General features: G+C 39.4%; 18 protein-coding genes and 1 tRNA gene. 7 read left to right on the top strand and 12 right to left on the bottom strand.

Features of this window, described 5'->3' with window-relative positions:
- Positions 1 to 64: 64 nt before the first annotated feature.
- Positions 65 to 140: transfer RNA gene (locus N4A56_RS12260), tRNA-Val, on the bottom strand.
- Positions 141 to 710: 570 nt separating this feature from the next.
- Here N4A56_RS12260 and N4A56_RS12255 point away from each other — a divergent pair.
- Both N4A56_RS12255 and N4A56_RS12250 read left to right on the top strand, forming a co-directional pair.
- Positions 711 to 2,045, top strand: coding sequence for an outer membrane homotrimeric porin (locus N4A56_RS12255; RefSeq protein WP_295547669.1), 1,335 nt, complete (start codon positions 711 to 713; stop codon positions 2,043 to 2,045).
- A 223-nt stretch (positions 2,046 to 2,268) separates the two neighbouring features.
- Entirely contained in the window at positions 2,269 to 3,585 is a 1,317-nt protein-coding gene (locus N4A56_RS12250) for a tyrosine-type recombinase/integrase (RefSeq protein WP_295547667.1), read from the top strand.
- Positions 3,586 to 3,619: 34 nt separating this feature from the next.
- On the opposite strand, the gene N4A56_RS12245 is transcribed toward N4A56_RS12250, so the two are convergent.
- Positions 3,620 to 4,033 (bottom strand): hypothetical protein, encoded by a 414-nt coding sequence (locus N4A56_RS12245; RefSeq protein ID WP_295547665.1) that lies wholly within the window; start codon positions 4,031 to 4,033, stop codon positions 3,620 to 3,622.
- Positions 4,034 to 4,537: 504 nt separating this feature from the next.
- Here N4A56_RS12245 and N4A56_RS12240 point away from each other — a divergent pair.
- The gene (locus N4A56_RS12240; protein WP_295547664.1) at positions 4,538 to 5,260 is read left to right on the top strand and encodes a DUF4357 domain-containing protein; all 723 of its coding nucleotides are present in this window, start codon (positions 4,538 to 4,540) and stop codon (positions 5,258 to 5,260) included.
- 110 nt (positions 5,261 to 5,370) lie between these two features.
- Positions 5,371 to 9,195, top strand: a complete 3,825-nt coding sequence (locus N4A56_RS12235; protein WP_295547661.1) for an SIR2 family protein — start codon at positions 5,371 to 5,373, stop codon at positions 9,193 to 9,195.
- Between the two features lie 48 nt (positions 9,196 to 9,243).
- Here the strand turns inward: N4A56_RS12235 and N4A56_RS12230 are convergent, their stop codons facing one another.
- Genes N4A56_RS12230 through N4A56_RS12215 form a run of 4 tightly spaced genes read right to left on the bottom strand, consistent with a single transcriptional unit; the run spans position 9,244 to position 15,042 of the window.
- Positions 9,244 to 9,696 carry a hypothetical protein gene (locus N4A56_RS12230; RefSeq protein ID WP_295547660.1) on the bottom strand — a complete coding sequence of 151 codons (453 nt, stop codon included), beginning with the start codon at positions 9,694 to 9,696 and terminating at the stop codon, positions 9,244 to 9,246.
- A 7-nt stretch (positions 9,697 to 9,703) separates the two neighbouring features.
- Complete coding sequence (locus N4A56_RS12225; protein ID WP_295547657.1) at positions 9,704 to 13,462, bottom strand: SIR2 family protein; 3,759 nt, start codon at positions 13,460 to 13,462, stop codon at positions 9,704 to 9,706.
- Between the two features lie 7 nt (positions 13,463 to 13,469).
- Entirely contained in the window at positions 13,470 to 14,036 is a 567-nt protein-coding gene (locus tag N4A56_RS12220) for an SLATT domain-containing protein (RefSeq protein ID WP_295547656.1), read from the bottom strand.
- Positions 14,029 to 15,042 (bottom strand): hypothetical protein, encoded by a 1,014-nt coding sequence (locus N4A56_RS12215; protein WP_295547655.1) that lies wholly within the window; start codon positions 15,040 to 15,042, stop codon positions 14,029 to 14,031. Before N4A56_RS12215 ends, N4A56_RS12220 begins: the two co-directional genes overlap by 8 nt.
- A 99-nt stretch (positions 15,043 to 15,141) precedes the next feature.
- On the opposite strand from N4A56_RS12215, the gene N4A56_RS12210 reads away from it, so the two are divergent.
- Complete coding sequence (locus tag N4A56_RS12210) at positions 15,142 to 16,032, top strand: hypothetical protein (protein WP_295547653.1); 891 nt, start codon at positions 15,142 to 15,144, stop codon at positions 16,030 to 16,032.
- 28 nt (positions 16,033 to 16,060) lie between these two features.
- Here N4A56_RS12210 and N4A56_RS12205 read toward each other — a convergent pair whose 3' ends face one another.
- The 5 genes from N4A56_RS12205 to N4A56_RS12185 form a co-directional block, all read right to left on the bottom strand.
- A complete protein-coding gene (locus tag N4A56_RS12205; protein ID WP_295547651.1) occupies positions 16,061 to 17,050 on the bottom strand; it encodes a DUF4917 family protein in 990 nt (329 codons plus the stop codon).
- 95 nt (positions 17,051 to 17,145) lie between these two features.
- Positions 17,146 to 18,723 carry a hypothetical protein gene (locus N4A56_RS12200; RefSeq protein ID WP_295547650.1) on the bottom strand — a complete coding sequence of 526 codons (1,578 nt, stop codon included), beginning with the start codon at positions 18,721 to 18,723 and terminating at the stop codon, positions 17,146 to 17,148.
- A 51-nt stretch (positions 18,724 to 18,774) separates the two neighbouring features.
- Entirely contained in the window at positions 18,775 to 18,909 is a 135-nt protein-coding gene (locus N4A56_RS12195) for a hypothetical protein (protein ID WP_295547648.1), read from the bottom strand.
- Between the two features lie 235 nt (positions 18,910 to 19,144).
- Positions 19,145 to 19,687, bottom strand: a complete 543-nt coding sequence (locus tag N4A56_RS12190) for an ankyrin repeat domain-containing protein (RefSeq protein WP_295547646.1) — start codon at positions 19,685 to 19,687, stop codon at positions 19,145 to 19,147.
- A 507-nt stretch (positions 19,688 to 20,194) separates the two neighbouring features.
- Complete coding sequence (locus N4A56_RS12185) at positions 20,195 to 21,205, bottom strand: radical SAM protein (RefSeq protein ID WP_295547644.1); 1,011 nt, start codon at positions 21,203 to 21,205, stop codon at positions 20,195 to 20,197.
- Positions 21,206 to 21,483: 278 nt separating this feature from the next.
- On the opposite strand from N4A56_RS12185, the gene N4A56_RS12180 reads away from it, so the two are divergent.
- Both N4A56_RS12180 and N4A56_RS12175 read left to right on the top strand, forming a co-directional pair.
- A complete protein-coding gene (locus N4A56_RS12180) occupies positions 21,484 to 21,900 on the top strand; it encodes an HIT family protein (protein ID WP_293670993.1) in 417 nt (138 codons plus the stop codon).
- A 32-nt stretch (positions 21,901 to 21,932) separates the two neighbouring features.
- The gene (locus N4A56_RS12175) at positions 21,933 to 22,223 is read left to right on the top strand and encodes an integration host factor subunit alpha (RefSeq protein WP_020000871.1); all 291 of its coding nucleotides are present in this window, start codon (positions 21,933 to 21,935) and stop codon (positions 22,221 to 22,223) included.
- 89 nt (positions 22,224 to 22,312) lie between these two features.
- Here the strand turns inward: N4A56_RS12175 and N4A56_RS12170 are convergent, their stop codons facing one another.
- Complete coding sequence (locus N4A56_RS12170) at positions 22,313 to 23,041, bottom strand: septal ring lytic transglycosylase RlpA family protein (protein ID WP_295547640.1); 729 nt, start codon at positions 23,039 to 23,041, stop codon at positions 22,313 to 22,315.
- Positions 23,042 to 23,125: the final 84 nt, after the last annotated feature.

Below are 23,125 nucleotides of genomic sequence, written 5' to 3'. Positions count from 1 at the left end.
CGAACTCGCGGCCTCCGGCGTGACAGGCCGGCGTTATAACCGACTTAACTACGGCTCCGCAGGATGGTGGGCGGTACAAGGCTCGAACTTGTGACCCTCGGCTTGTAAGGCCGATGCTCTCCCAACTGAGCTAACCGCCCGATATGAGAAACACTGACTAGTGCACTCTGCTCAAGGAGTCAACATTTTTTTCAAATGCATTCGCATTTGTTAAAAGCTGTTTCTCTCAAGCGAAAAAGCTTCTACGCAATTTCAAAAATCCCCGCAAGCATTTTTTTATCAACCACTCATTTTTTTCGAACTAATACTATGTAGCCTGTAAGAGATTAGCACCTGAACAAAAAATCACCATAGTATGCTGCCACTTCGCAACCAGCTCTTTCTCACTACATCCTCTGCACATTGCATGACATAAATTAAGCAGTGCTGTTGCATTATTATTGTACCCAAAATGCCAAGGGCAATCATCTGCTACCGCCTCCCAATTCTAGCTCCGTATAATTTTTTTTACCTACGCAAAGCCCCGCAAAGTCAGGCTTGAGACATTAGAGCGGCGTTATAATTACTTAAAATAATGAAAAAAAACTTGTGCCTATTACTTTTTTCACGCTACAACAACTTCAGACCTGCGTTGGGATTATTGACCACAATCTCAAAGGATTGCTGACCACAATCTTTTAGCAGTTTTAAAGAAAGAAGGATTTTTACACATGAAACGCATTATTATCCTGATGCTTGCTTGTACTATGGTGCTCGGCGCTGTTGTTACAAGTTCAGCTACCGAATTTAAGGCTTCCGGTACACTCGACATGGCTTTCCAGTGGCTGGACAACCCTGATCCAAAAGCTTCTAACAACGGTGACTACTTCAACGCTATCCAGCGTCTGCGTACCAAAATCGACATCATTGCTAACGAATCACTGAAAGGTGTTTACTACCTTGAAGTTGGTACTATCACTTGGGGTGACCCAGCTACAGTAGGTCGCGGAAGCGGCGGCGCAATCGGCGCTGACGGCGTTAACGTTGAGACCAAACGTCTCTACCTTGACTACCAGGTTCCTCATACTGAACTCCAGTTGCGTATGGGTATCCAGGGTTTGGCACTTCCTTCCCTTGCTAACAACAACCCTGTTCTTGATGATGACGTAGCAGCTATCGTAGCTAACTACGCTTTCACAGATCAGTTCAACGTAGTAGCAGCTTGGGCTCGTGCAGCTGACACTGAAAACTACTCTCCAAGAACTACACCTACAAGCAACACTAAATACGATGTATTCACAATCATCGCTGGTTTGAACTTCGAACCTGTTACTATCGTTCCTTACATCACTTACGGCGCAATCGGCCGCAATGCTGACGTTAACTCAACTGTTGGTCCAGTAATCACTGCTACTGCTGACCGTGATGCATGGTGGTTAGGTGTTTCTGCTAAGTCTAATAACTTAGAAAACCTCAACCTCGCCTTAGACTTCGTTTGGGGCTGGTCTGATGGTTCTGACATGGCAGTTGGCGCTGCTAACCCTAACAGCCGTGACCAGAGTGGCTTCTACGTACTCCTCCACGGTGACTACAAATTAGAAACTTGGACTCCTACTCTCGATCTCTGGTACTCCTCCGGTGATGACGACAGCCTCACAGGCGACGGCGAACTCATGCCAGAAATTTCTGCTGGTGGTCTTGCTCTTACCAACCTCGGTACTGACGGTGGCTTCTTCGACACCACAGATAACGCATTTACTACTTCCGGTATCGGTACAATGGGTGTAGTTCTCGGCGCAACAGACATCTCTTTCATCGAGAACGTAACTCACGACTTTAAAGTTGCATGGATGCAGGGTACTTCTGATTACTCAGGCTCAAGCCTTGTTAACACTTTCCCAACTGACGAAGACCGTGCTTGGGAATTCAACTTTGACACCAACTGGCAGATGTACGAAAACCTCGCAGCTATCGTTGAACTCGGCTACTTGAACCCAGATTACAAATCTGTTTCTGGTGAAGAAGCTGTATTCAAAGCTGCAATCGGCTTCCAGTACTCTTACTAGTTAATGCATCTTGTGGTCAGCGCTTAGCCAAGCGCAACAATGCAGTTCCAGCCGGAGAGCGTATGCTCTCCGGCTTTTTTTGCATAAAAAAAGAACAGGGTATGAGTTCTGTTCTCATCACATAGAAACCCTTATAAAACAATGTGTTAGTATAAAAGCTCTTTCGCTAAGCAAGGCATAACATAGACACATTGAGGGACAAATGATGGGACAGGAGCATCACATGTCCAAAAGACATAGTTCTGATTTTCCAGGAATTTACTATCGAATTCACCTTACAAGAAAAGTAGCACCCGGCAGTCGAAAGAAAGACATGTACTTAATTCTCAGACTAAGAATCGATGGTAAAGTCACAGATCATGGTCTTGGCTGGCTCAGTGAAGGAATGACTTTTGAAGAGGCACTTCGAATTCAGAAAATTCTCAAAAGAAATATCAAACTAGGAGAAGGGGCACAGAGCGTAAAAGAGCTCAGAGAAGCGAAGAAACAAAAACGGAAAGAAGATAAAAGAAAGTTACTTGATAGCATTGCAGAAGAACAGGCGACACGCGTAACCGTAAAAAAGGCGGCAAAAGACTTTTTACAATGGGCAGTTGATAGCGATAAAAAAAATTCCACAATCACAAGTTACAACTCAGTTATGCTAAATCATATCATACCTCATTTGGGTGATCTACAACTGAACAGCCTAACGCACAAAAGAATCTTAGCTTTCAGAAAAGAGCTTGAGAAAAAACAATTACTACGAAAGAATCTAAATTCTCGTCGCTCTAACAAACTTTCAAAATCAACTAGCAATGAAATACTAGGAAGACTTCGAAGCTTGCTGAATTACTGTATCGTTACACCAGCAAGTGATGAGTATCCGCACAGAAAAATGTTTGAAGGTGAGAACCCATTAGTCCCTAATAGATATTCCGGTGCAAGCCTTTTTTTCAAAGTAGAAAAGGGTAACCGACGAATACTTCGCGATGATGACCTTGATGCCATCTTTGAACTTGCGGCTCTCTCTGGGCAACTATATGTAGATCTCATAGAGGTCGCTCTTAATACAGGCATGAGGGTCAGCGAACTTGTGGTAATCCAAAAGGCTGACCTTAGGGACATTGAGCGACAAATCCTCTACATACCAAAAGGAAAAACTGGACCTAGAACCATCCGCTTTCCAGCTAGATTACTACATATTTTTGAGCGTAGGCTACAACAAAATTCTAGATATATTTTCCCCGGAAAAGGAAGAACAGGACATATTACAACAACTTCAGCTTCAGGAAAATTCACTAACATCTGTAGAAAGCTAAAAATCAACGAGCATGTGGAAGACAATCAAACGCGAGCAACATTCCATACATTAAGATCAATGTGTGCGGTTAACATGTTAGTTGCAAAATATGATATCGCAATAGTTAGCAGTCAGTTAGGACACAGTGATGTAAGAATCACAATGGATTACTATTTGCCAATAGCTGAAATGCTTCTAGAAGGCTCAACTGGAGGGTACAGCAAATACAATGGGTTCCTTTCATTTGACGAACACTAAATAAAAAAGGAGCCGGGTTGCCCGGCTCTTTTTTTTATTTCTTCGTATCAAACTTGTCTGAAATAATTACCTTCATTCGCTTCTTATCTTCTAAATATTCAAGCAAGTAAGCAGTTGGGTACCAAACGGCATTACCTATCTTAATTCTCACACGCGGCCCTTCTCCCGACCCGTCAGCTTTGATTATAGCTGACTTTGAAATCATTTTGTATGCTCCTGTGCCAAGTTCTGCTCGGCTCACAAAAGAAGGCCATTCTATTAATAAGTGGCTCAAATACTCAACTCTTGGCGCTGACTGCTTAAACACGGCTGACCACACCTCTGCTCTTAGCACAAAGCTAGGAAAATCTGGCACAGGTTGCCCCTGCCCCATAGCTTTTTTATACTTCTCAAAAAATGCTAGTAGAACGACATAATATGCTTCTATAAATTCTTCTGACTTAGACATACCATCTCCTATTCACAATCTTTCAATACTGACGATTTTGAAATCATAGAGACCATTTTGTTAGCCCCTGTGCTAAGCTCAGATTGGCTAATAAAGAGGGGCCATTCTACCAACCAACGCCTTAAGTGTGGCGCTGGTTGATTAAAACAACCTGTTCTCAGCACAAGAACTTTAGAAAATAATGCACACTTTTTCATATTTAATAGATAGATATACCAAATATCATGGGTGAACATTTTTTTCGGTTCAATGCACAATCTGCTTCTTTCGATTTGTTAAATTGCACTATCCTTTTCCTCCTAGCTAACTTTCTGAGTAGAATTATAGTTTGCTGTTGTCTTAGAATAACAACGTTTGAGGGACGTTAAACAAACTATAATTCTACTCAGAAAGTTAACGGTTAAATGTTGGTTAGACATCACGGTTTTGCTTAAAATGCTTTTTAAATGTAAAAACATTCATGAAAGTTAATATCACAACGACAACGCTAACCCTTTTATAAATATGAAAAAAAAGACTCTTTCTTTTAGAATCAGAGAAGCAATTACAGCACTTAACGTCTCAGATGCTGAATTTGCAAAGGCTGGGGGTATATCTGGACCAGCGCTGTCCATGTACATAAATCAAGGACGGCAGCCAAAAGCAATGTGTATTGCCAACTGGTCCACTTATTACAATATAGACACCAACTGGCTTCTCACTGGTAAAGGGAATATCTTTAAGCAAGAAGATATTTCATTCAGCAATATAGATAAAAACATCTATACAAATCCCATGATTCTCCAACTTAATGCTGCCTTAAACGCACTTGATGCTGCAGAAGCTGATGACAAAACAATTCAATCAACGATTGTTGCAATTGTCGGACAGAACCTGCAACACAAGGCTCCTTGCTTTATTCCCATCACGACACGCAAAAACAATGCAACAGCCCGTTTTTACACTAAAAAATCGATAATCCTTTGTGCAGGATCAATAGTAGAAGGAACGAAAGACTCAATGTCAAATGAAGCACTTAGGCAAAGAAAAGAAGCGGAACTTAAAGGAAATTTAAGAAAAACAGATAATGGAAAATTAATTACAACAAAAGATCTGCCTTTCAAATCAATCTCATCTACAGCAGGTTTCGTTGTAGGAAGCTCTAAAAATGGGTGGGACTATTGGATTGTCACACAAACGGGACAACCACTTAGTGAGTTTAAAGATCTACTAAAAAGCAAAAGCTAATTTCCACAAAAAAACGCATCATGAACCAAAGTAATGAGACGTTTTTACATATACGTTTCTGCTATTATTCACTATATATTTCTGAAAAACGATGTATAGGTGAAAATAACATGCCGCAATTAGAAATAGAAATAGAACTACTCCCACCGCTTCAAGAAATTGCAGAGAGATTACGAAATGGTCATGCATCAGTAATGGTGGGAGCGGGCTTCAGTATTAATACAACCCCGCATGCTGGAACTGAACAAAATTTTCCTAGTTGGAATCAACTTGCTGATATTTTTTATGAAAAAGCCCATGGTGACAGCTCCTCCCATCTCAAATATCTAAATGTGCTTAAACTTGCAGAAGAAGTTGAGGCAGCACATAATCGTCCGGCACTTGACCAACTATTACTTGATAATATTCCAGACAAAAAGAGAACCCCGTCCAAGCTACATGAAAAATTACTAAAATTACCTTGGACAGATGTTTTTACAACCAATTATGACACGTTGCTTGAACGAGCCTGCGAGAACGTCCTCTCGAGAAAGTACGATATCGTTTTGACCCAGCAAGACCTTATTTTTGCATCAAAACCACGGATAATAAAGCTTCACGGTAGCTTTCCGTCAACAAGGCCATTCATAATTACCGAAGAAGATTACCGTAGCTATCCAAACAAATTTGCACCTTTTGTTAATACAGTGCAGCAATCCTTACTTGAAAACACCTTGTGCTTAATTGGCTTTTCTGGTGATGATCCCAATTTTCTTTCTTGGATTGGCTGGATTCGTGACAATCTAAAAGAAAATGCTCCAAAAATTTATCTTGTAGGCATATTTGACTTCACTCCAGCCCAACTTGCTCTTCTGACAAAAAAAAATATTCATGTCGTTAACATGAATCTATGTAAAAATATAAATGGGTCACACTCTAATGGCCTTGGGTTATTTATTGACTTTCTATCAAAACGAGCTCTTAACAATCCACCACTCGATTGGCCATTTTCCTTAGTTCAGCCATTTCGGGGAGATCAAGACATAAAACAACAAATAGAAGTTGCATCTGCTCGTTGGGAGCAGGATAGAAAAGAATATCCCGGCTGGGTTATTATACCTGAATCTCAACGTAAAGAATGCCTTCGTAGCACATTTGAGTGGGCTTACTCATTCCATCATCATAAATTTACAGAAATTGAACCGATTAAAATTTTTCTTTTTTGTCATGAATATACTTGGCGAATTGAACAATCTCTACTCCCAATCTTTGATGATCATGCTAAATTCATTGAATATGTTTTGGAACAAACATCTTTGGCACAAATACTAAATAATGAATTTGAAAAAAGCGCACCCAAACAATGCATAACTGATTTAAAAAAATATTATTTCAATCTTCAATTATCATTACTTAGATACTACAGAGAAGAGGGGGCTCACGATAAACTTGAAAAAATCAAAGAAAAAATTTCTCAAAATTTTGAAATGTTAACATTAGAACAACAAGAAGAATTCAGCTATGAGGAAATCTTAACCTCGCTTTTTAATCTTGACTTTTCTGACGCTAAAAAAAAATTAGATCAATGGGATGAAAGCCCTTCCTTACCAGCATTTGAAGCTAAACGAGCTAGTCTTCATGCTGAAATTGGAGAGCCTGAGATTGCATTGGCAATACTTGAGAACACACTTAAGAAAGTTAGATCATCTCTTAACTTACAATCATCAATTAACATTTCACTACTATCCCTTGAAAGCTGGTTAATTTTACATACTCGATATGTGGAAAGCGGTCTTAGGTACACTACGACTAAATATACCGTCCCCCAAAAAGAACTAGCCCAATTTAAAAACTTCACATTTATGAAATGGGACAATGAAAAATTAACTGAGCCAGATTCTGAGCCTCTCTTTCACTTCGCTCCTAAGGATGAGCTACCACCCGAAGAAGCGTGGGAAAAATTATTTAGCGACAAAGATCATGAACTTTCTTCGGCTAATATCGAATGGAACTCATTAGTCGATCAGTGGAAGTCACACAAAAACACTCTTGAAAACAAAAGAGAACTTATAAGACAGAATGAACTTAAGCAATTTTCATGTGATCCTTGGCTAGAATTCGATCTATTAAAATTACAAACACAGTCAGAAAAAAACTTTCAACATAATGGCGTTCCTAAGCCGACTTTCGACATTGGAACATACTCCACTCAAACACATTACAAAAACTATGATGAAAAATTAATTTCTGGCTTTAACTTTGTAAAAATGATCGAAAAAACGGTAGGGACAGCAAGAATCTATGGAACTAGTCTTTACAAGGACACGATGGTTAATTCATTAAAAGTGATAAGCACCTCTTCACCTTATTGGACATTGATTACTCTAATCAGACTTGCTGAGGATAAAGCAGTTGATTCTGTCTGGGATAGAAAAACACTTCTAACCTATAATACCTCGTTTATATCTTTAGCAATTCAACAGACGACTTGCCATTTGAAAGAAATTTTTAAACAACTTTCTAATGCAGACTCCGCGCTTGAGGATACCTACTTTAGACGTCTGGCGAATGTTATTCCTGAGATTCTTTCCCACTTATGCGTAAAGTCTAATCCTAGCGACAGGGCAAAAATTATTGCAATATTGGATGAAATTTTTAGAGCAGATTTCAAAATCCAAGTTGCATTTAGTAATCTTGGAAAACTTACCAAGAGACTAATTACATCATGTTCTGATAAAGAACTTATAGATCATTTCAATACACTTATTCTGTTTCCTAATTTAGATACAACACATCCACTATTATCTTCTGAACTTGTAGACCCAGTCGTTTACTATTTCGAAAGAATCAATAAGATGACAGTGCCAAGAGAAATAATATCTCACAAAAACGAGACAATAAAACTTTTACTTAGCGACCTCACCTCAACTGTAGAATCAACTAGAAAAACTGCTTGCTTAAAACTTTTCATATTTTATGAACAAGATTTATTAACGCCTGCACAGCTAACACAGTTCAGAAACAACTTATTCGCTCAACATGATGAGGAAGAATGGCCTGTGCATTCTGGTCTTTATCATTCTTCTCTGACGAGTATGTGCCCTTGTGATCTAGAGCCGAAACTAAAAAAATACATTCTTGCTGAATTCCAAAAATCCGAAGCTGAACGCGCCGTATTAGAATTACTAAACAGTTCTGAGAACATTAAGTGGTCGCAAGACAACTTCAATTCTATTATCGCATCTGCCCTTAACCTGTGGAAATCGAATAAAAACAGGTTGAATACCAACGATATATTACTTTCCAACATAGATGCAAAGCGTTGTAAGATTTTATTTCAACAACTAATTCAAGCACTAGCTAGATTAATCTGCAATGCCCCTCACTTAACTGTTAACAAGACTTATCATGAATTGATAAACGACATGGAGTTGCACAACATCACATCCTTAGAACTGCTTACTGTGATCAGCGATAGTAGTTATAACGAAAGTCAACTCACTTCAAAGATTGAAATAAACTTATCTTCCAATGATCGAGGAATCTTCAATGACGCAGTCAGAGCTATCAAGCGATGTTTGTTAAGTAAAAAAGTGCCTAACACCTTAAAGCATAACTTATTAAATTCACTGATCAACGTCATCTTATGGCAAAAAGATCAAAAAATAGCTTTCCCTCTCTCAATGATTGAATATTTACATGCAAAAATATCATTCACTCAAGACCAGATAAATAAAATAGATCATGCACTTAATAATATTAGTGATTACACCGCGTTAATGAAAAGCCATATTAATTTTGAAGATGCATTGATCATTCGACAATCAACCGCTTCACTTGCATTCTCTCTTTCAAAGAATCCGAACTTTGAAGAAATGCCGTCGATTCATTTGTGGAAAGAAATTTGTTTCTCAGAGGACGAATTTGCTGAAATTAAAAATCAGTGGAAAGAATAAAAAAAGCCGCTCGATATCGAGCGGCTTTTTTTATTCTTTCCAACACTATTACCTTGCAAGTAGTTCACCCCATTTCGAAATCAACATCCTTGCAAGAACATCAAGTTTGTATGCTCCAAGGGAGCAACTTATTTCGTGTGCTGGAGTGCCATTCACAACATGTTCATTTAACATTGCGCCACCGACACAGCCAGAACCGACTCTTTCCCGTAATGTTTGATCCATTTCAATTGCAGTTACATTACGTTCTATTTTTGCATGCTTTTGCTTATTTGAAACAAACTTCATCCAGCTATACAAGTCACTCCCAAAGTACTCCTCACACATTTTTGTCCGTAGCTTCTTTGTTTTTCGAGAGGGACGCTGGAGGAAATAATCTTCAATGTGAGCAATAGAAACGAATAAGTTAAAAAGATCATCATCACTATGTCCACGTTGGTACTTCTCAAGTTCTCTTTTAGCCTTTTCAAGCATATCCTCAGCAGTTCGGTTCGAAAACATACGCCTCCTAACGGTTATCCCACTTTCGCTTTATTTCTTGAAACTCTCTGTCCCCACCAACTTCAGTATCTTTTAGTTTCTGGAGCACATCGTATAACCCATACGGCCACACTTCAGTTGTATCAGGAAGCGTTCTAACCAAAACTTTTAATATCACATCAGGATATTGATCAAAAATTTCATCTTTATCTGAAAGGAAATAAGTCCAGCGATCATACTGCTCATTTGTCTTACCAAGTAAGGGTAGAATGTAAGGTGAAAACCGGCGAACAGTTTCGGCACTTGAGAAAAGAATGCGACACAATGCCCCAGTGGTATTTGCAGTGCGAATACGCAATTGTTTAGGCCAAACTTCTTCAAAAAAGCGAACTGAAGCTAATTCCCAAGAAATTCTTGTATTGTCATCTTCGCTGGTAACCCAAGCGCTTATTTGGGATAATATGCTAGTTCTTAATCCATCATCGTTTTTCAATAACACATTACGTAAGTCATCACTTGAAATTTGCGAAGAAGTACATTCCCACTTATGTAATAGAATGTAAGCAATCGCCGCATTGTATTTTCTACGAAGCTCTTTATCGCGCCCTATAAATGCAAGGAGTGAAGTTTTAATTTTAACAAACAAATCTGTAGTAGGAATTCCACCTTCCCAAAGATAACCACTCCAAAATGCATCAATTGTATCTAGATCGCCTGAACTTAAGATAGGAAGCAGATGCCTCTCTGTCCAATCTGCTTCTTCCTGATACAAATACCTTAACTGGTGACTAATCATAACTAACGCTAAGCGCTTATGGTCTTCAGGGGCATTCAAAAGTTTCTCAAAACACAGAAGAGCATTGCCAAATTGATCAGGCTTTTTAGAATCAAAAGTCACTACGACTGCTCTTGCAATCTTGCCTGCCAGAGAATTCAATGCCTCTGTCGCCCAATCTATTTCAAGGCTGCCACGTACAACAGCAGAAGCGTTCTCCGCTGAAAGATCATCAAGGAGTTCGACTGCCCAATCACAAAATTCGAAAAAGAATTTTGAAGAGCCATTAAAGAACAACTTTGCAACATACTCAAACCATAGACCTATATCATAATAAATCTCAGATAGGAGCTCTTTTGGTACCGCCATTAAATGCTTAGCTGTGTTTATCAAAAGAATAAGCTGCGGCTCATTTCTCGTTTGTTCCAAAAAAGTTTTCCACAATCTCGGGTGAAGCTCACCAAGCTCTAATCCATAGCACAAAACAACTAGCGCTTTTTCCGGGTCGTTTTCTACTAATCCAGCAAAAGGATTTTCGCGCTCTCCATAAACTGGATATTTATCAAGAGCTTCTTCAGCTTTTCTTAAAATTTCTTCCTTTGATTTACTTACAAATACTGAAGCATCCTTATTTGTCACAACTTTTATAAAGCCACTTCGAGAAACATGGCTGCTTGGTAGTACTTCTTCCTCTTTGTTGGTCATATTGCTGACCAATACTTCTTTCTTCTCATCAAAATTGAAAGTAAATTTGCAGCCATGTTTTTTTAGATAATTCAACCTAGTTAAGATAGTGGTTGATTTATAATTTAGCTGTTCGTTTTTTGCTATGCGGCTAGGCAACTTCGGCCCTAAAAGCAATTTATTCTCTATTCTTCTTATCATCGAAGACGAATAGCCACTCCAACGTTCTCTTAATGCTGAAAGCAAATCAGCCTCATGCTGGTACTCCCAAAATGCATCTCTAGATAAACCACAGATTAAAGCCACACTATCAGATGAAGAGAGAAAATTACCTTTTGCTGCTGCCCAGATACATAACCGATCAAACAAAGGATTATTAATCGTTCTCCACGAATTTGCTTCCTTTCTTGCCAAATCTAAATGGCTATCAATAAATTTCTCAAAAAGAGAAATGAACCATAGAAGCTGAGCATTCAAACAATTTCCTTGAAAAAAATTACCTTGTTGATCGCGTTCACTAGAGACAACAAGAGGTAGCCTTCGAAGATTGAAATAATCACCAAAACGTTCTTCAAGTTTAACTGCCTCTTGCAAGTTTTCTTTAGAAGCACCTACAATTGCAGGAAGCCATTCGGCACAAACCGCAGGCGTTCTATATTCATCTTCATATTTTATTTCAAAACGCAAAAAGTCTCTTCTCAATAGTGGAAGATCATCAAACCCCGGAGGAAGGTCTGGGTATAAAGAAGTCTTGGTACAGATGAATGGACGAGTTAGCTTTTTCCATGCCCTGAGAAGGGCTGTGCTCAAACCATGCTTGGAGATCACTCCCTCAACCATATGTAACTCACGATTCAAAATGCGAGAAGAATTTTGCCATGCTTCAAGAATATCAAACCACGCTTCAGCTAAGTTAGTCGGTACATCTGAAGCTGATCGATAAAGACTATCCGAAATTATGTCTTGTACTGCAGGATGCACAGAACGTTGCTGTGATGCCCACCAGACAGTTATTGGATGATCAATGTTCTTTGCCATCCATCTAGCAAGTGCCCAAACCCTTGAAGATAAATTGTTATGCCCTTGAAAGAAGGTATTGAGCGCTTGACGTTGATGAGTGTCAAAACTTTGCTCAAAAGCGTCCCACCCCCATTCACCATTTCTTATCTGACTGTTGGACTTCTTATTTTGAGGAATTGGATCAGAAGCTAATCCATAGCTACTATAAGGAGATGAAGCGGCTTCACGTTCATCCCAACTAGCAGTCTTTCTTAATCGATACTTACTACTAAAAACGCATAGCCATTCAGGACAGGGGGAAGGGTCACAATCAAGAAACTTTTTGGCTCCATCTAGGTCACTTACAAAAAGAGCAACTTGTTCTCGCTGAATTGGTTCCAGCATGCGAGGAGAACAACATGCTAGCTTCAGGGTTTCACTCGCCCATCTCTCAGGCTCAGAAACTTTAACTGCCCACCTCTTAAGTGTTTCCCATAGATTTCTATGTTCCTCATCTGTAGAATAAGAAATCGACGTGATTCCTTTAGCATTCCAATGATCATCTTGAGAAGAGTCATGAAAGGCATATGCCTCTAAGAAGTTGCCTTGCTGCGCTCCCAAAGCTTCAAGTAAATACATTACAGGGGCATCTTCTGCAGAATATCCGACAAAAACTATTACATAATCTTTGAAGAGCTGCTTATAGAACTGTGTTGCCCAGCCATCAGCTAAGTATGCCGCGCCAAAGTCGACACTAGTCAAAATAAGATCTCGCGATTCAATAGAGTTATGATCGACGTCAAGACAGCCATGCAAGTGCAATATCCCGTGAAAAGTTTTGGGATTAACGTGCCCTGCAATATTTGGAGGATGATACACTGGAACATCGGGGTCACATCTACTAAAAAAGCGATCAAAATTTGTCGTAACAATCTGTACCCGGTTATCATCTGTTGTTGCCAGCTTCAGAAGTGTTTCATGTGCTGACAAGTTAGACGAAGAATCGTCCGAAAGAGCATCGACAAAAGCACTTTTTATTTCTGCCGGATCAAATTCACGCTCAAGCTCTCGGTAAATCCTATCCGTAGACAACAAACCATGAACACCGTGCTCTTCTTCAACAGTCTTAATACGTTCAATTAAAGTATAGATGCCATCAGTTTTTGACACATGAAGTTTCTCGAATACTTTTTGAGTCAATTCTTCAAAACTGCATATGCCAGAGCAGGCTTGAGAAACTCCTGCACCACAGAAAAAAATTACTCGATTCTCATCACGAGCCTTCAATAAGCTAAGTGGAATGTCAGGGCCATTTGGGATAAAACGCATGAGCAACCTAAATCAACTTAACAGGTTCAAGGTCATCTTCTGCAAGTTGCTTTTTCTTTTTCTTTATTTCCTTCAACGTATCAAAATCTGTAAGCGGTGATTCGCCAGCCACAGCATCCCATTCTTTCTTTATTTCATTCAATTGCGATACAAATTCAGTGGGAGTGATGCCTTTTTTTGCTAAAAGTAGCTCCAAATCTCTCTTTAAAGCTCCGTAGCGAGAAGCCTGAGAACGATGAATCTCTGACCTCTGACTTGGTCGATAAAAACTTTGTATTGCGGATAAAATAGTTGCAAATGAACAGAGTATTGCAAAGAACCATTTATACACATCTGAAGTATTCTGATAAAAAGTAAGTGCAGTTATTATCACAGTAAAAACAGTCAAAAAGAAACCAAGTCCAGAACCAATTCCCTGCTGCTTCTCAGATAAAATATAGTGCCCCATTTGCGCATCATGAAGGCGCTCTAGCCAAGACATTGCTAACTTATTGGCATCATTCTTGGTGAGTACGATCTCTGTCTTGCTCTGATGGCAAAACAACAATAGTTTTCTTTTAGATGCGCTATTCATAGGAAATCCTTTCATACATCCAGTCTGCAAGCTCGTTTACTGTGGCAAACATGGGTGGCCGTGAAGTTTCGTCTTGCCAAAGGTTCATAAAAAACTGAGCCACCATACTCTCGCAACTTCTTCGGGGATGCCTTGCGATTCGACTATCAAAAAAATCAGTGACATATTCAGAATGATGAGTGTGAATAAACTGCTCCCACCTCTTTTCGACCTCTTCTCTTTCCGCAATATCAATCAATTCATACTGTTCAAGATTTCGATCTTCTTTCTCCCCCCATGCTTGCTTTAATTGATTAATCGCATCGATGTCTGAAATGGGAGCTCCGTAGCCAAAAATTGAAACAAACAGTGCTTGTTTCAACTTCTCTTCTAATCTTCCCCATTGACGTTCAATCGCTGAACTTGCTGAATAATTTTTCTTCTTAATGGGATAAAGAAGCTTAAATCGCTCCCCTTTGTGTGTCCTACAGCCGGGACAACAGGGTAAAACTAAAGGAAATTGGCTCTTACAATTAGGACAATGTTTCATCCCAACATTGCCATGTAAAAATAAGATTTCAGGCATGCGTATCCCTAAGTTCAAGCTGGAAATCCTAACAGCCGCTTGTGGCAGTAGCGGATCCCAGTTAAACGTCGCGATAACGTCTTTTTCTCTAAGGGAAAGAATTAAGTAATCATAAATTGTCGGGGAATCTGGAAGTTGTAACTGTGAAAAGTAATTATAAATTTTTTCTTCTAACTTTCGAGCGAAGTCTGGCTGCTGAATATGAATATCAGAATAAAGTGCTTCAAAGTCGTTGAATGGCCCGTTGATACCAGCATTTACCAAGTCTTCTTTTAATCCTAATGTATCTACAAAGTTCGCCATAACTGGAAGTCGAATGCCGTTACGGTCCCCTTCTGGAAACGCAGCGTAACTTGCCCCTGCACCTAAGAGTACAACATGGGGACGTTCAACTTTTACGTCTGGGAGTTCCTTTTCTAGGGTATATAAGTTGTCTGTCATTTTAACCTCTTGATCTAATCATCTATAATCTATAATGGAAAATCAAGGGACTAAATTTAATTAGCTTATATTGCACACGAAACTGGGGGGAGTGGAGTAATGGAACTTGGGAAAAGCGTATTAATGAAATTGGCCAAGATGATATGCGGTGATGAGCCTTATTCATTCTTCCCCTACCGCAGTTCATCACTTCTGACAGAATTCTTTACTACACTTGATCTGGACTATGTTCATGATGGCTCGACTCGAAGAAACTGGGTATACAGCGCATTACTGGAAATTGAAGGTCAAGATGAGCCACACGACGACCTACCAAGTAAAAAGGTCAGGCTCATAGTCGAAGAGCTTGTTAGCAAAGAACACTTTATGGCTCTTCCAACTGAAAATCACGAAAAGGCCATTGAGGCTGTAAATATTCTTCTTTCCAAAAAGGGACTTAAGCTCATTGATTACAGAGGATCCCCCAGCGTGACACTATATTCCTCTGATTTCGTATCTACGGAAGGGCAAAATGCTCCACAAGAGCAAGTCATAACATTTGCTCCACAGGTATTTAATATCCCAGAAAAACCACTGGATTCTAATTTAATTTCAGTAATGATGCCTTTTGCACCTGAATTTCAAGACACATACAATGCCATTCAACGTGTCGCCGAATACATGAACCTAAAATGTTACAGAGCAGACAATATTTGGAATAACTCATCAATAATACAAGATATTTTTGAACTAATCTATTGCTCGCGAGTAGTCGTAGCTGATTTTTCCACTAAGAACCCAAATGTTATGTATGAAACAGGAATTGCTCATACACTAGGTAAGGTTGTTATTCCAATCGCAAGATCTATTGACGATATCCCTTTTGATCTAAAGCATCATCGTGTCCTAATTTATCATCCTCATCATGATGGCTATCGAAATTTAAGCAATCAGCTTTGGACGCGCTTCCAACAGTTCTGGCCTGATTCTAATCAGGGAGTAGCTACATAAAGCGTTTTTCCCTACGTCATTTATTCTTTTATTTCCACACTGGCACCGTAGCAGAATCAACATATTCAACAGAAACAGGCTGTTTAGAACGTGCAGAATTTCTCTCAATATAGGGAGTCAGCATCTCAGTAATTTGATCTAATTGCTTATCAGGCTCATGAACACAAACAAAGAGCTTATCTACTTCAGACTTATCATTAAAGATTGCATTATAAATATGCTCATCACGTTTATCTGCTGAGTGCCCATAGATAAAAAGTGGGCCAGAAAGATTCCATAACTTCATGTAACAATGCTTTAAATACTTATTCGTCATTATTGTATCAAATTTAACATCTGACGAACCTTCAGAGACGAAGATTGGAAGCTGTCCCCGTTCGTTAACTACATGTGAAATAGTTTCGATAAGGTTCATTCCCCCACTACTAATAGCTTTTTCCACTTCTTTTTGTGACTTTTTAAAAAGATGAAGTCCGCCATGTAAGTTGTAAATGCTGCAATGCCCATCAGGGCTAAATGGCCGACAGAAATTTTCCACATCGCCCAGTCCAAAACCATCACGATGCGGTTTCTTTGCTTGATTGACCCAATATAAAAGCAAATCATAGTTCAAAGTAAAAACAGTTGAAAATAAATCAATAAATGCTGAACAGTTTTCTATTTCCCCATCTTCAATTGCAGTATAATCTGTGGGGTGAACTTCTTTGATAGCAGAAATTAGCCCTTCCCGAAGAGCCTTGGCTTCTGTCTTCAGTTTTTCACCTATCTCTTTGAAATCATAATGTTCTGCAACCAATAATGCAGATTGTATATGACTAAGCACCTCTTCAAAATCGTTAGTGTCCAACTTAACAAAGAGCTCTTCTAACGGCTTACTTTCAAAGCGACATTTTTCACGTAAATTTGAATAACTAAACTTTCCAGCTGACTGAGCGATTGAAAAACCATTACCAAGTAAAATTGATGGCTTGGGTTTTCCACATGATTTTAGTGCATCTTCAAAACTCATTGCCGTCATGCTAACCTCTTAATCTTACAACAAAATTAAAAAATCAATTTTCAGGATTTTTTTATAGTTGTCGAGAGTTTTTGCATGCACAGTAAAAATTACATCTAAAGAATTAAATAGTTAGCTCTCTTCATTGTCTCAAAAGTAGCTCGCACTTTCTCTTCATGGCTTTCTAGATATTCAAACCCTCGGTACCATCTTACTTCTACTCCTAAATAATTAGCCCACCCGATACCTTTTTTAAATCCCTTCAGATCGTCATTTTTAGCGCACGATTCTATATATTGATTCACAAGCAGATACTGACTCCTCCCAGCAGCATATTTCGCGCTATTGAATGCAGACTTAAAGTATTTATAAGCAGTCTGGTGCTCATCTCTACGGTAATGATACACTGCAAAACTCCAGTCAGATAACCAAGCAAGCCTATCATCTAAATTACAACGAACTAAGTCCTCCTTAAACAATTGTAATTCTTCTACCTCGCATTGCTTATCTTTTAATTCCAAACCGTCATGAAAAAGTCTCAAAAAGTCAGGAGGATAAAACTGAGCAACATTATGTTTGTATTCTGCGTAATACGCAGCAAGCGTCACTGAACCAATATCACTGCACAGACTTCTAATATTTGATCGCGTTAACGATTCAATTGAGGCATCGTAGTTTAATTGCCATCCCATCATGATCTCATTTCGATATTCATCCCATAATTGCTCGGTAGCGGAAGCATAGAACACGTCAAGATCACTTGGATGAAAACCTAGAGCATTACGACTTAATACTCTGAGAATTTTATCTTCAAATCCGGCGTGCAATTTTTTAAGTCTGTAATCTTGTTTTCTCGTAAACCTTAATACATCGCGTAAGAAATCATTTCCAAAATGCTTTTGAATATCTTTAAAAACAGCTGTTGAGAATCTTGCCACAAAAAAAACAGCTAAGATCACTTCAGAATCTTCAGAGCTAAATTTATTAACGGGACTATCAAAGGGATGATGCTCTATGACTGTCTTAATGTTTTGGACAAGCCCACCCCACGAAGGTAACCCCCTACCTGTTCTCCAACGAATTGAATTTTGAAGATCTTGCTTTAACCTGTCATCTTCTTTTTCCTTATCTCCATACAAAGGATTATGAATATGTGTTTGTGGCAATTCAAACCCCTCATAAAACCAATCAAATGCTAATGTTAAAGGCCAGACAATTTCATCAGATGTAATCCGAGGGAGCCACCAATCTGCTGCTGAAGGAAGTTGCCGACTAAACTGTCGCATCCAATACATTAACGAATACTTATGAATTGATGTGGATAATCGAGTTGGAATCTTGGAGCATAGTAACCATTTAATTACTTCTTTCTTGGGAATACATGCACCATCTTCACGCACTAAATCTTTGTACTGTAAATAAAAATCAGTAATCGTGTTACCAGCTAGCGTAATTAATTTATCGTCCTCAAAGTATTCCATTAATAAATGGATGAAGAGAGATAGAACTTCATCAAGGTTATCTTCGAGCTGACTGCTTTCAGCAGCAAGCCGGCGAATTTTTGTTTGAATTGTTTTTTTTGTTCTTTCATCTACGGGGTAGTCGTCATCAACATCTTTTAAAGCCAGCAATCCGCTGTAATCAAAAAGAGCCTTAGCCAATTCACCAAGTATCGGAAATGTATAACAAGTCATAATCTTCTTATTTATCAAAATGAAAGGCCTCAAAAGAGGCCTTTCAGCTAGTTAGTCATCTGAAGAAGGTTCAGCGTTTCCTCTTCCACCACCAGACGGATTTCCTGTAGTGCTTGGCCAATTACCACCATTCTCAGGATGAGTATCAGAACCCTTACCGCCATTTCCGCCATTTGCTTTACCCATAATATACTCCTAATTTTTACGGCAATATTCACTGATTGCCTGTTAAAACAAGTAGTATAAAAAAACGTTACTCAAGTAATATAGCTTTTTGGCTACACGAAAAAATTTGGAGCACAAAGATAAAAAACTAATAAATTTCTTATTGCTAGCAAAAGCAATGAATGACTATGAAAAGATTTCCCGTATTTTGGATATAGATGATTATGAGCTGCTAAAAAATGCCCACGTGAATCCACTAGATAGAAATTTTATATCTGTTTGTTACGACTAGTTCCTCAACACTCACTTGATATAGCTTGTACTCATCCCCAACCTTCACCCTATATTTGATCACTTGCTCTAATGAATACTGGTAGTTTAAAATTGCTACGGCTGTACTATGATGTTCAAGGAATAATGCTAATGCTAAAGGTTGCGCTGAAATAATGTAAACACCTTTTACGTAATACCCTCCATACGAAGCGCATAAATCCGCACCGTGTTCAATTAGCAAGCGAACCAAGCCATCATTTCCACCGTGAATCGCAGAATAAAGAGGTGGTACCTGTGTTCTACTATTTGGATTAACCGTTGCTCCAAATTTAATTAACAGTTCAGCCATCTCAACATGTCCCATTTCACACGCAAGACTGAGAGGAGACATGAAATCATCATTTAAAAATTTATCTGGTGATACCAAATTATTGATGAGCAATTTTAATACAATATCTATTTTGTTATGTTGAACTAGCTCCATGTATTCATGAAAATATTTCATAATTACCAATTTTCTATTCATAAGTTGCTCCAACATATCGTTATAGTAATAAATAACCATAGCTCGAAATAGACAACTTATGTCAAGAAATTATTTCTTTTGTTTTTCTCAAACTGCAACTGCAAAATGCAAAAAGAGCATAACACTTGAAAACATAGTATATAAATTGGAACTTTCTCCAGCAGCAACACCTTCTTCATATTGATACTACTACGTTTTATTTAAGTAGACGCTAAATTTTACATACGATACAATAATCAACACATAGAAAAGCTTCACAAAAACCCAAAAATAGAGGCGTGGGACTATAGTTGGGACAACTCCTAGCTTCCCTACCTTTTGTAGAAGTTTATTGCGAAAGAGCTGTTCAATAACACTTTGAATACTTTAACAAAAACACCAACACAGGCTTTTACCCTTATTTAGTTTTGCATAAAAAAGCCTCCATCTGACATACAGACGGAGGCATATTCTTACTCGAAATGAATACACTTAGGTAAAATTGCACCAAAATTTCAAAGCTACCAATTAATCCATTTGAAATATAGGCAACTTCCAGCTTAACACCGTGTCCGGTGTCATTCCTTTTTCTGCCCAAAAACTTCTGTGAATTCCTTTGTAGCCCCAAAGCTCTCCTTGGTATCGTTGAGGCAAAAACAGTCGTGAAAACGGCTTGGACAACTGCTGCATCTTTTCTTCAAGCAAACAGCGCAACGCTTCACTACGTACCATATTACCCATAGCGGAATGAAACGGTCCGGCAATCAAATTCTCTGTAAGCCCATCTTCCTGAGCCACACCAATGCGGATAACGCGAATTCCGTGCTTCCATAACTCCAGCAACCCTCTGCCGAGGCGTTGCACGGTCTCTTCCATTTGCCAAGGAGAAAACTCACCACGCGCATGCCATGACGCTAAAACAGTCTGTTTAAACACAAGGCAAGGGTATAGCCGAACAACAGATGGAGAAAGAGCACATGTTTTATCAATATCGTTCTGAAAAATATTTTCATCCATGCCCGGAAGCCCAGGAAGCAGCTGGATACCGAGAGTGAGACCACTCTCTTTTACTGTATTGCAAGCACTCACTATCGTCTCTTCGTCATAACCACGCTTGCTATTGGCTAAAACTCTGTTATTATAACTTTGTACACCTAATTCTACAGTACGCAAACCAGCGTCTTTAAGTTGCAGCAACTGGTCTTGATTAATTGCGTCAGGACGTGTAGAGCAGCGCACTCCGGTAACCACTCCGGACTCTTTGTAATCTTTTGCAAGCGCTACAAAACGCTGTTGCCATTCAAACGGCAGTGCGGTGAATGTTCCACCATAAAATGCTATTTCATACCCGGAACCACTATCAGCGCTTGCAAGATTTTGCTGTAACGAAGTGTATACATTTTTCAATTGTGCTTCAGCTGTTCCAGTCTGAACAGTCTGTGCGCAATACACACAGCGTGTTTTACAACCGGCAAAAGGCATAAACACCGGCAAGATGCGGGTCTTGTAATTTGCAGGCTCTGGGTGAGAAAAAATCATTTCGAGCGTAACCACCTTTATGTATTAATTTTTTTTAGTTTTTCGTTCGTTAAAAAAGGATTGCCTGCTTTTTTGAAGGAAAAAACGCCCTCAAATTGAGAAATTTTCTTCGAAACAAACGGCTGATCACGCCTTAACAGTGTAAACATATAAAATTACGTAAAAAAACTTGATTGCTCACGCACATTGAGTATATACACAGCGCGGCACATGACTGGAAAAGATAAAATCATCCAGATGATTACCTGAACAATGTAACAAAAAATCATTACAGCACTATGAGTACTCAAGATTGTATTTTTTGCAAGATCGTCAATGGCGAGATTCCGTGCGCGGAAATTTACTCAGACGACAACGTACTGGCTTTTCTCGACATTGGTCCGGTAAATAAAGGTCACGCGTTAATTATTCCTAAACAGCATTTTCCGAATATCTTTGATATTCCCGCTGAACTAGCCCCTGCCATCATCAATGCACAAAAGATTGTAGGCAAAGCTATACTTGCCACTACGGGGGCAACAGGGTTGAATATATTCATGAACAACCATCCAGATGCCGGTCAGCTTGTATTTCATGCACACTGGCATTTGATTCCCCGCTTCAGTGATGATGGGCTGAAGCATTGGCCACAGGTAGCATACGACTCTATTGAAGAGGCACAGCATTTAGCCACCAGCATTCGGCAGCACTTATAAGAGCCGTTACCCCACGAAACTGGGAGGATAACATGGAAGGGAAAACCCTTACAAAAGCAGATATTGTAGATTCTATCTACGAAAAAACTGACAGGAACCGCGCAGAAGTTAAAAACCTCGTTGAATCCTTGTTAGATATTATGAAAAGTGCAATCAAAAAAGATCACGCACTTCTCATCAGCGGATTCGGCAAACTGGAAGCTTACGACAAAAAAGCTCGTAAAGGCCGCAACCCGCAGACCGACGAAACCATCACCCTGCCTCCACGCAAGGTTGTAGTATTCCGTCTGTCACGCAAGTTCCGCGCTGAACTGAACGGTTAGTTCACAGCCGGCTGAGTCAGGCACACACGTTCATACTGTGCCTGTCCATTGTATACAAAAAAACCCGCATTATGCGGGTTTTTTTGTATCTACTTTCCAGCGTAAATAAATGCTCCGGAAAATTTATTATCCAGCACATCCCTTGCTCGTTCCGCAGCGGTATACGTAAAGTACGGTCCCACATGCACCCTCCAGATGTTGGAAGAAGGGTCACGACGTAAACGACAGGAACGCCCTTGCCGAATCAATCGTTTCCGAAGGGTCTGAGCGTTGAATTTGTCATCGAATGATCCAACTTGAACATAGAATGTTCCGTTTCTGTTTTTTTTGCCAGATGCAACAGCGTGGTGGTTGGGACCTCCAATTGCTTCTACTTTAACAGGAGCAGTTCCAGGCCCAAGCATACCAAGTTTTTTTGCCGCGGTGTACGTTAAATCGATAACCCGACCTTTAACAAAAGGCCCTCTATCGTTCACACGCACAACAACAGAACGTCTATTGGTCTTATTTGTCACCCGCACCAGCGTGCCGAAAGGCAGATTTTTATGCGCAGCAGTCATGGCGTACATATTGTAGCGTTCACCATTGGCAGTTTTTTTACCATGAAATTTTTTGCCGTACCATGAAGCTTTACCGTGCTGTACAAAACCCGCAGATGAAGCCAGTTTTTTATACCGTTTTCCCCAAACAGTATATGAGCCAGCTGTGTTAGAATTTGATCGTGTAGAGAATTTTTGCGGCGAAGGTATATGGGCTTTACCGCATCCGACAAGAGAAAATACAAATGCAATGCAAAGCGAAAAAATAAGGATTCGCAACGGATACTCCTAAAATGTAATACATCACAAAAAGGACACCCGTTGGCTATAATATTAAAAGAACGCATGCTGCAAGGGGCAACA

The organism is Halodesulfovibrio sp., from assembly GCF_025210605.1.
Classification (GTDB): Bacteria; Desulfobacterota; Desulfovibrionia; order Desulfovibrionales; family Desulfovibrionaceae; genus Halodesulfovibrio.
This window is presented reverse-complemented; position numbering and strand designations above follow the sequence as displayed.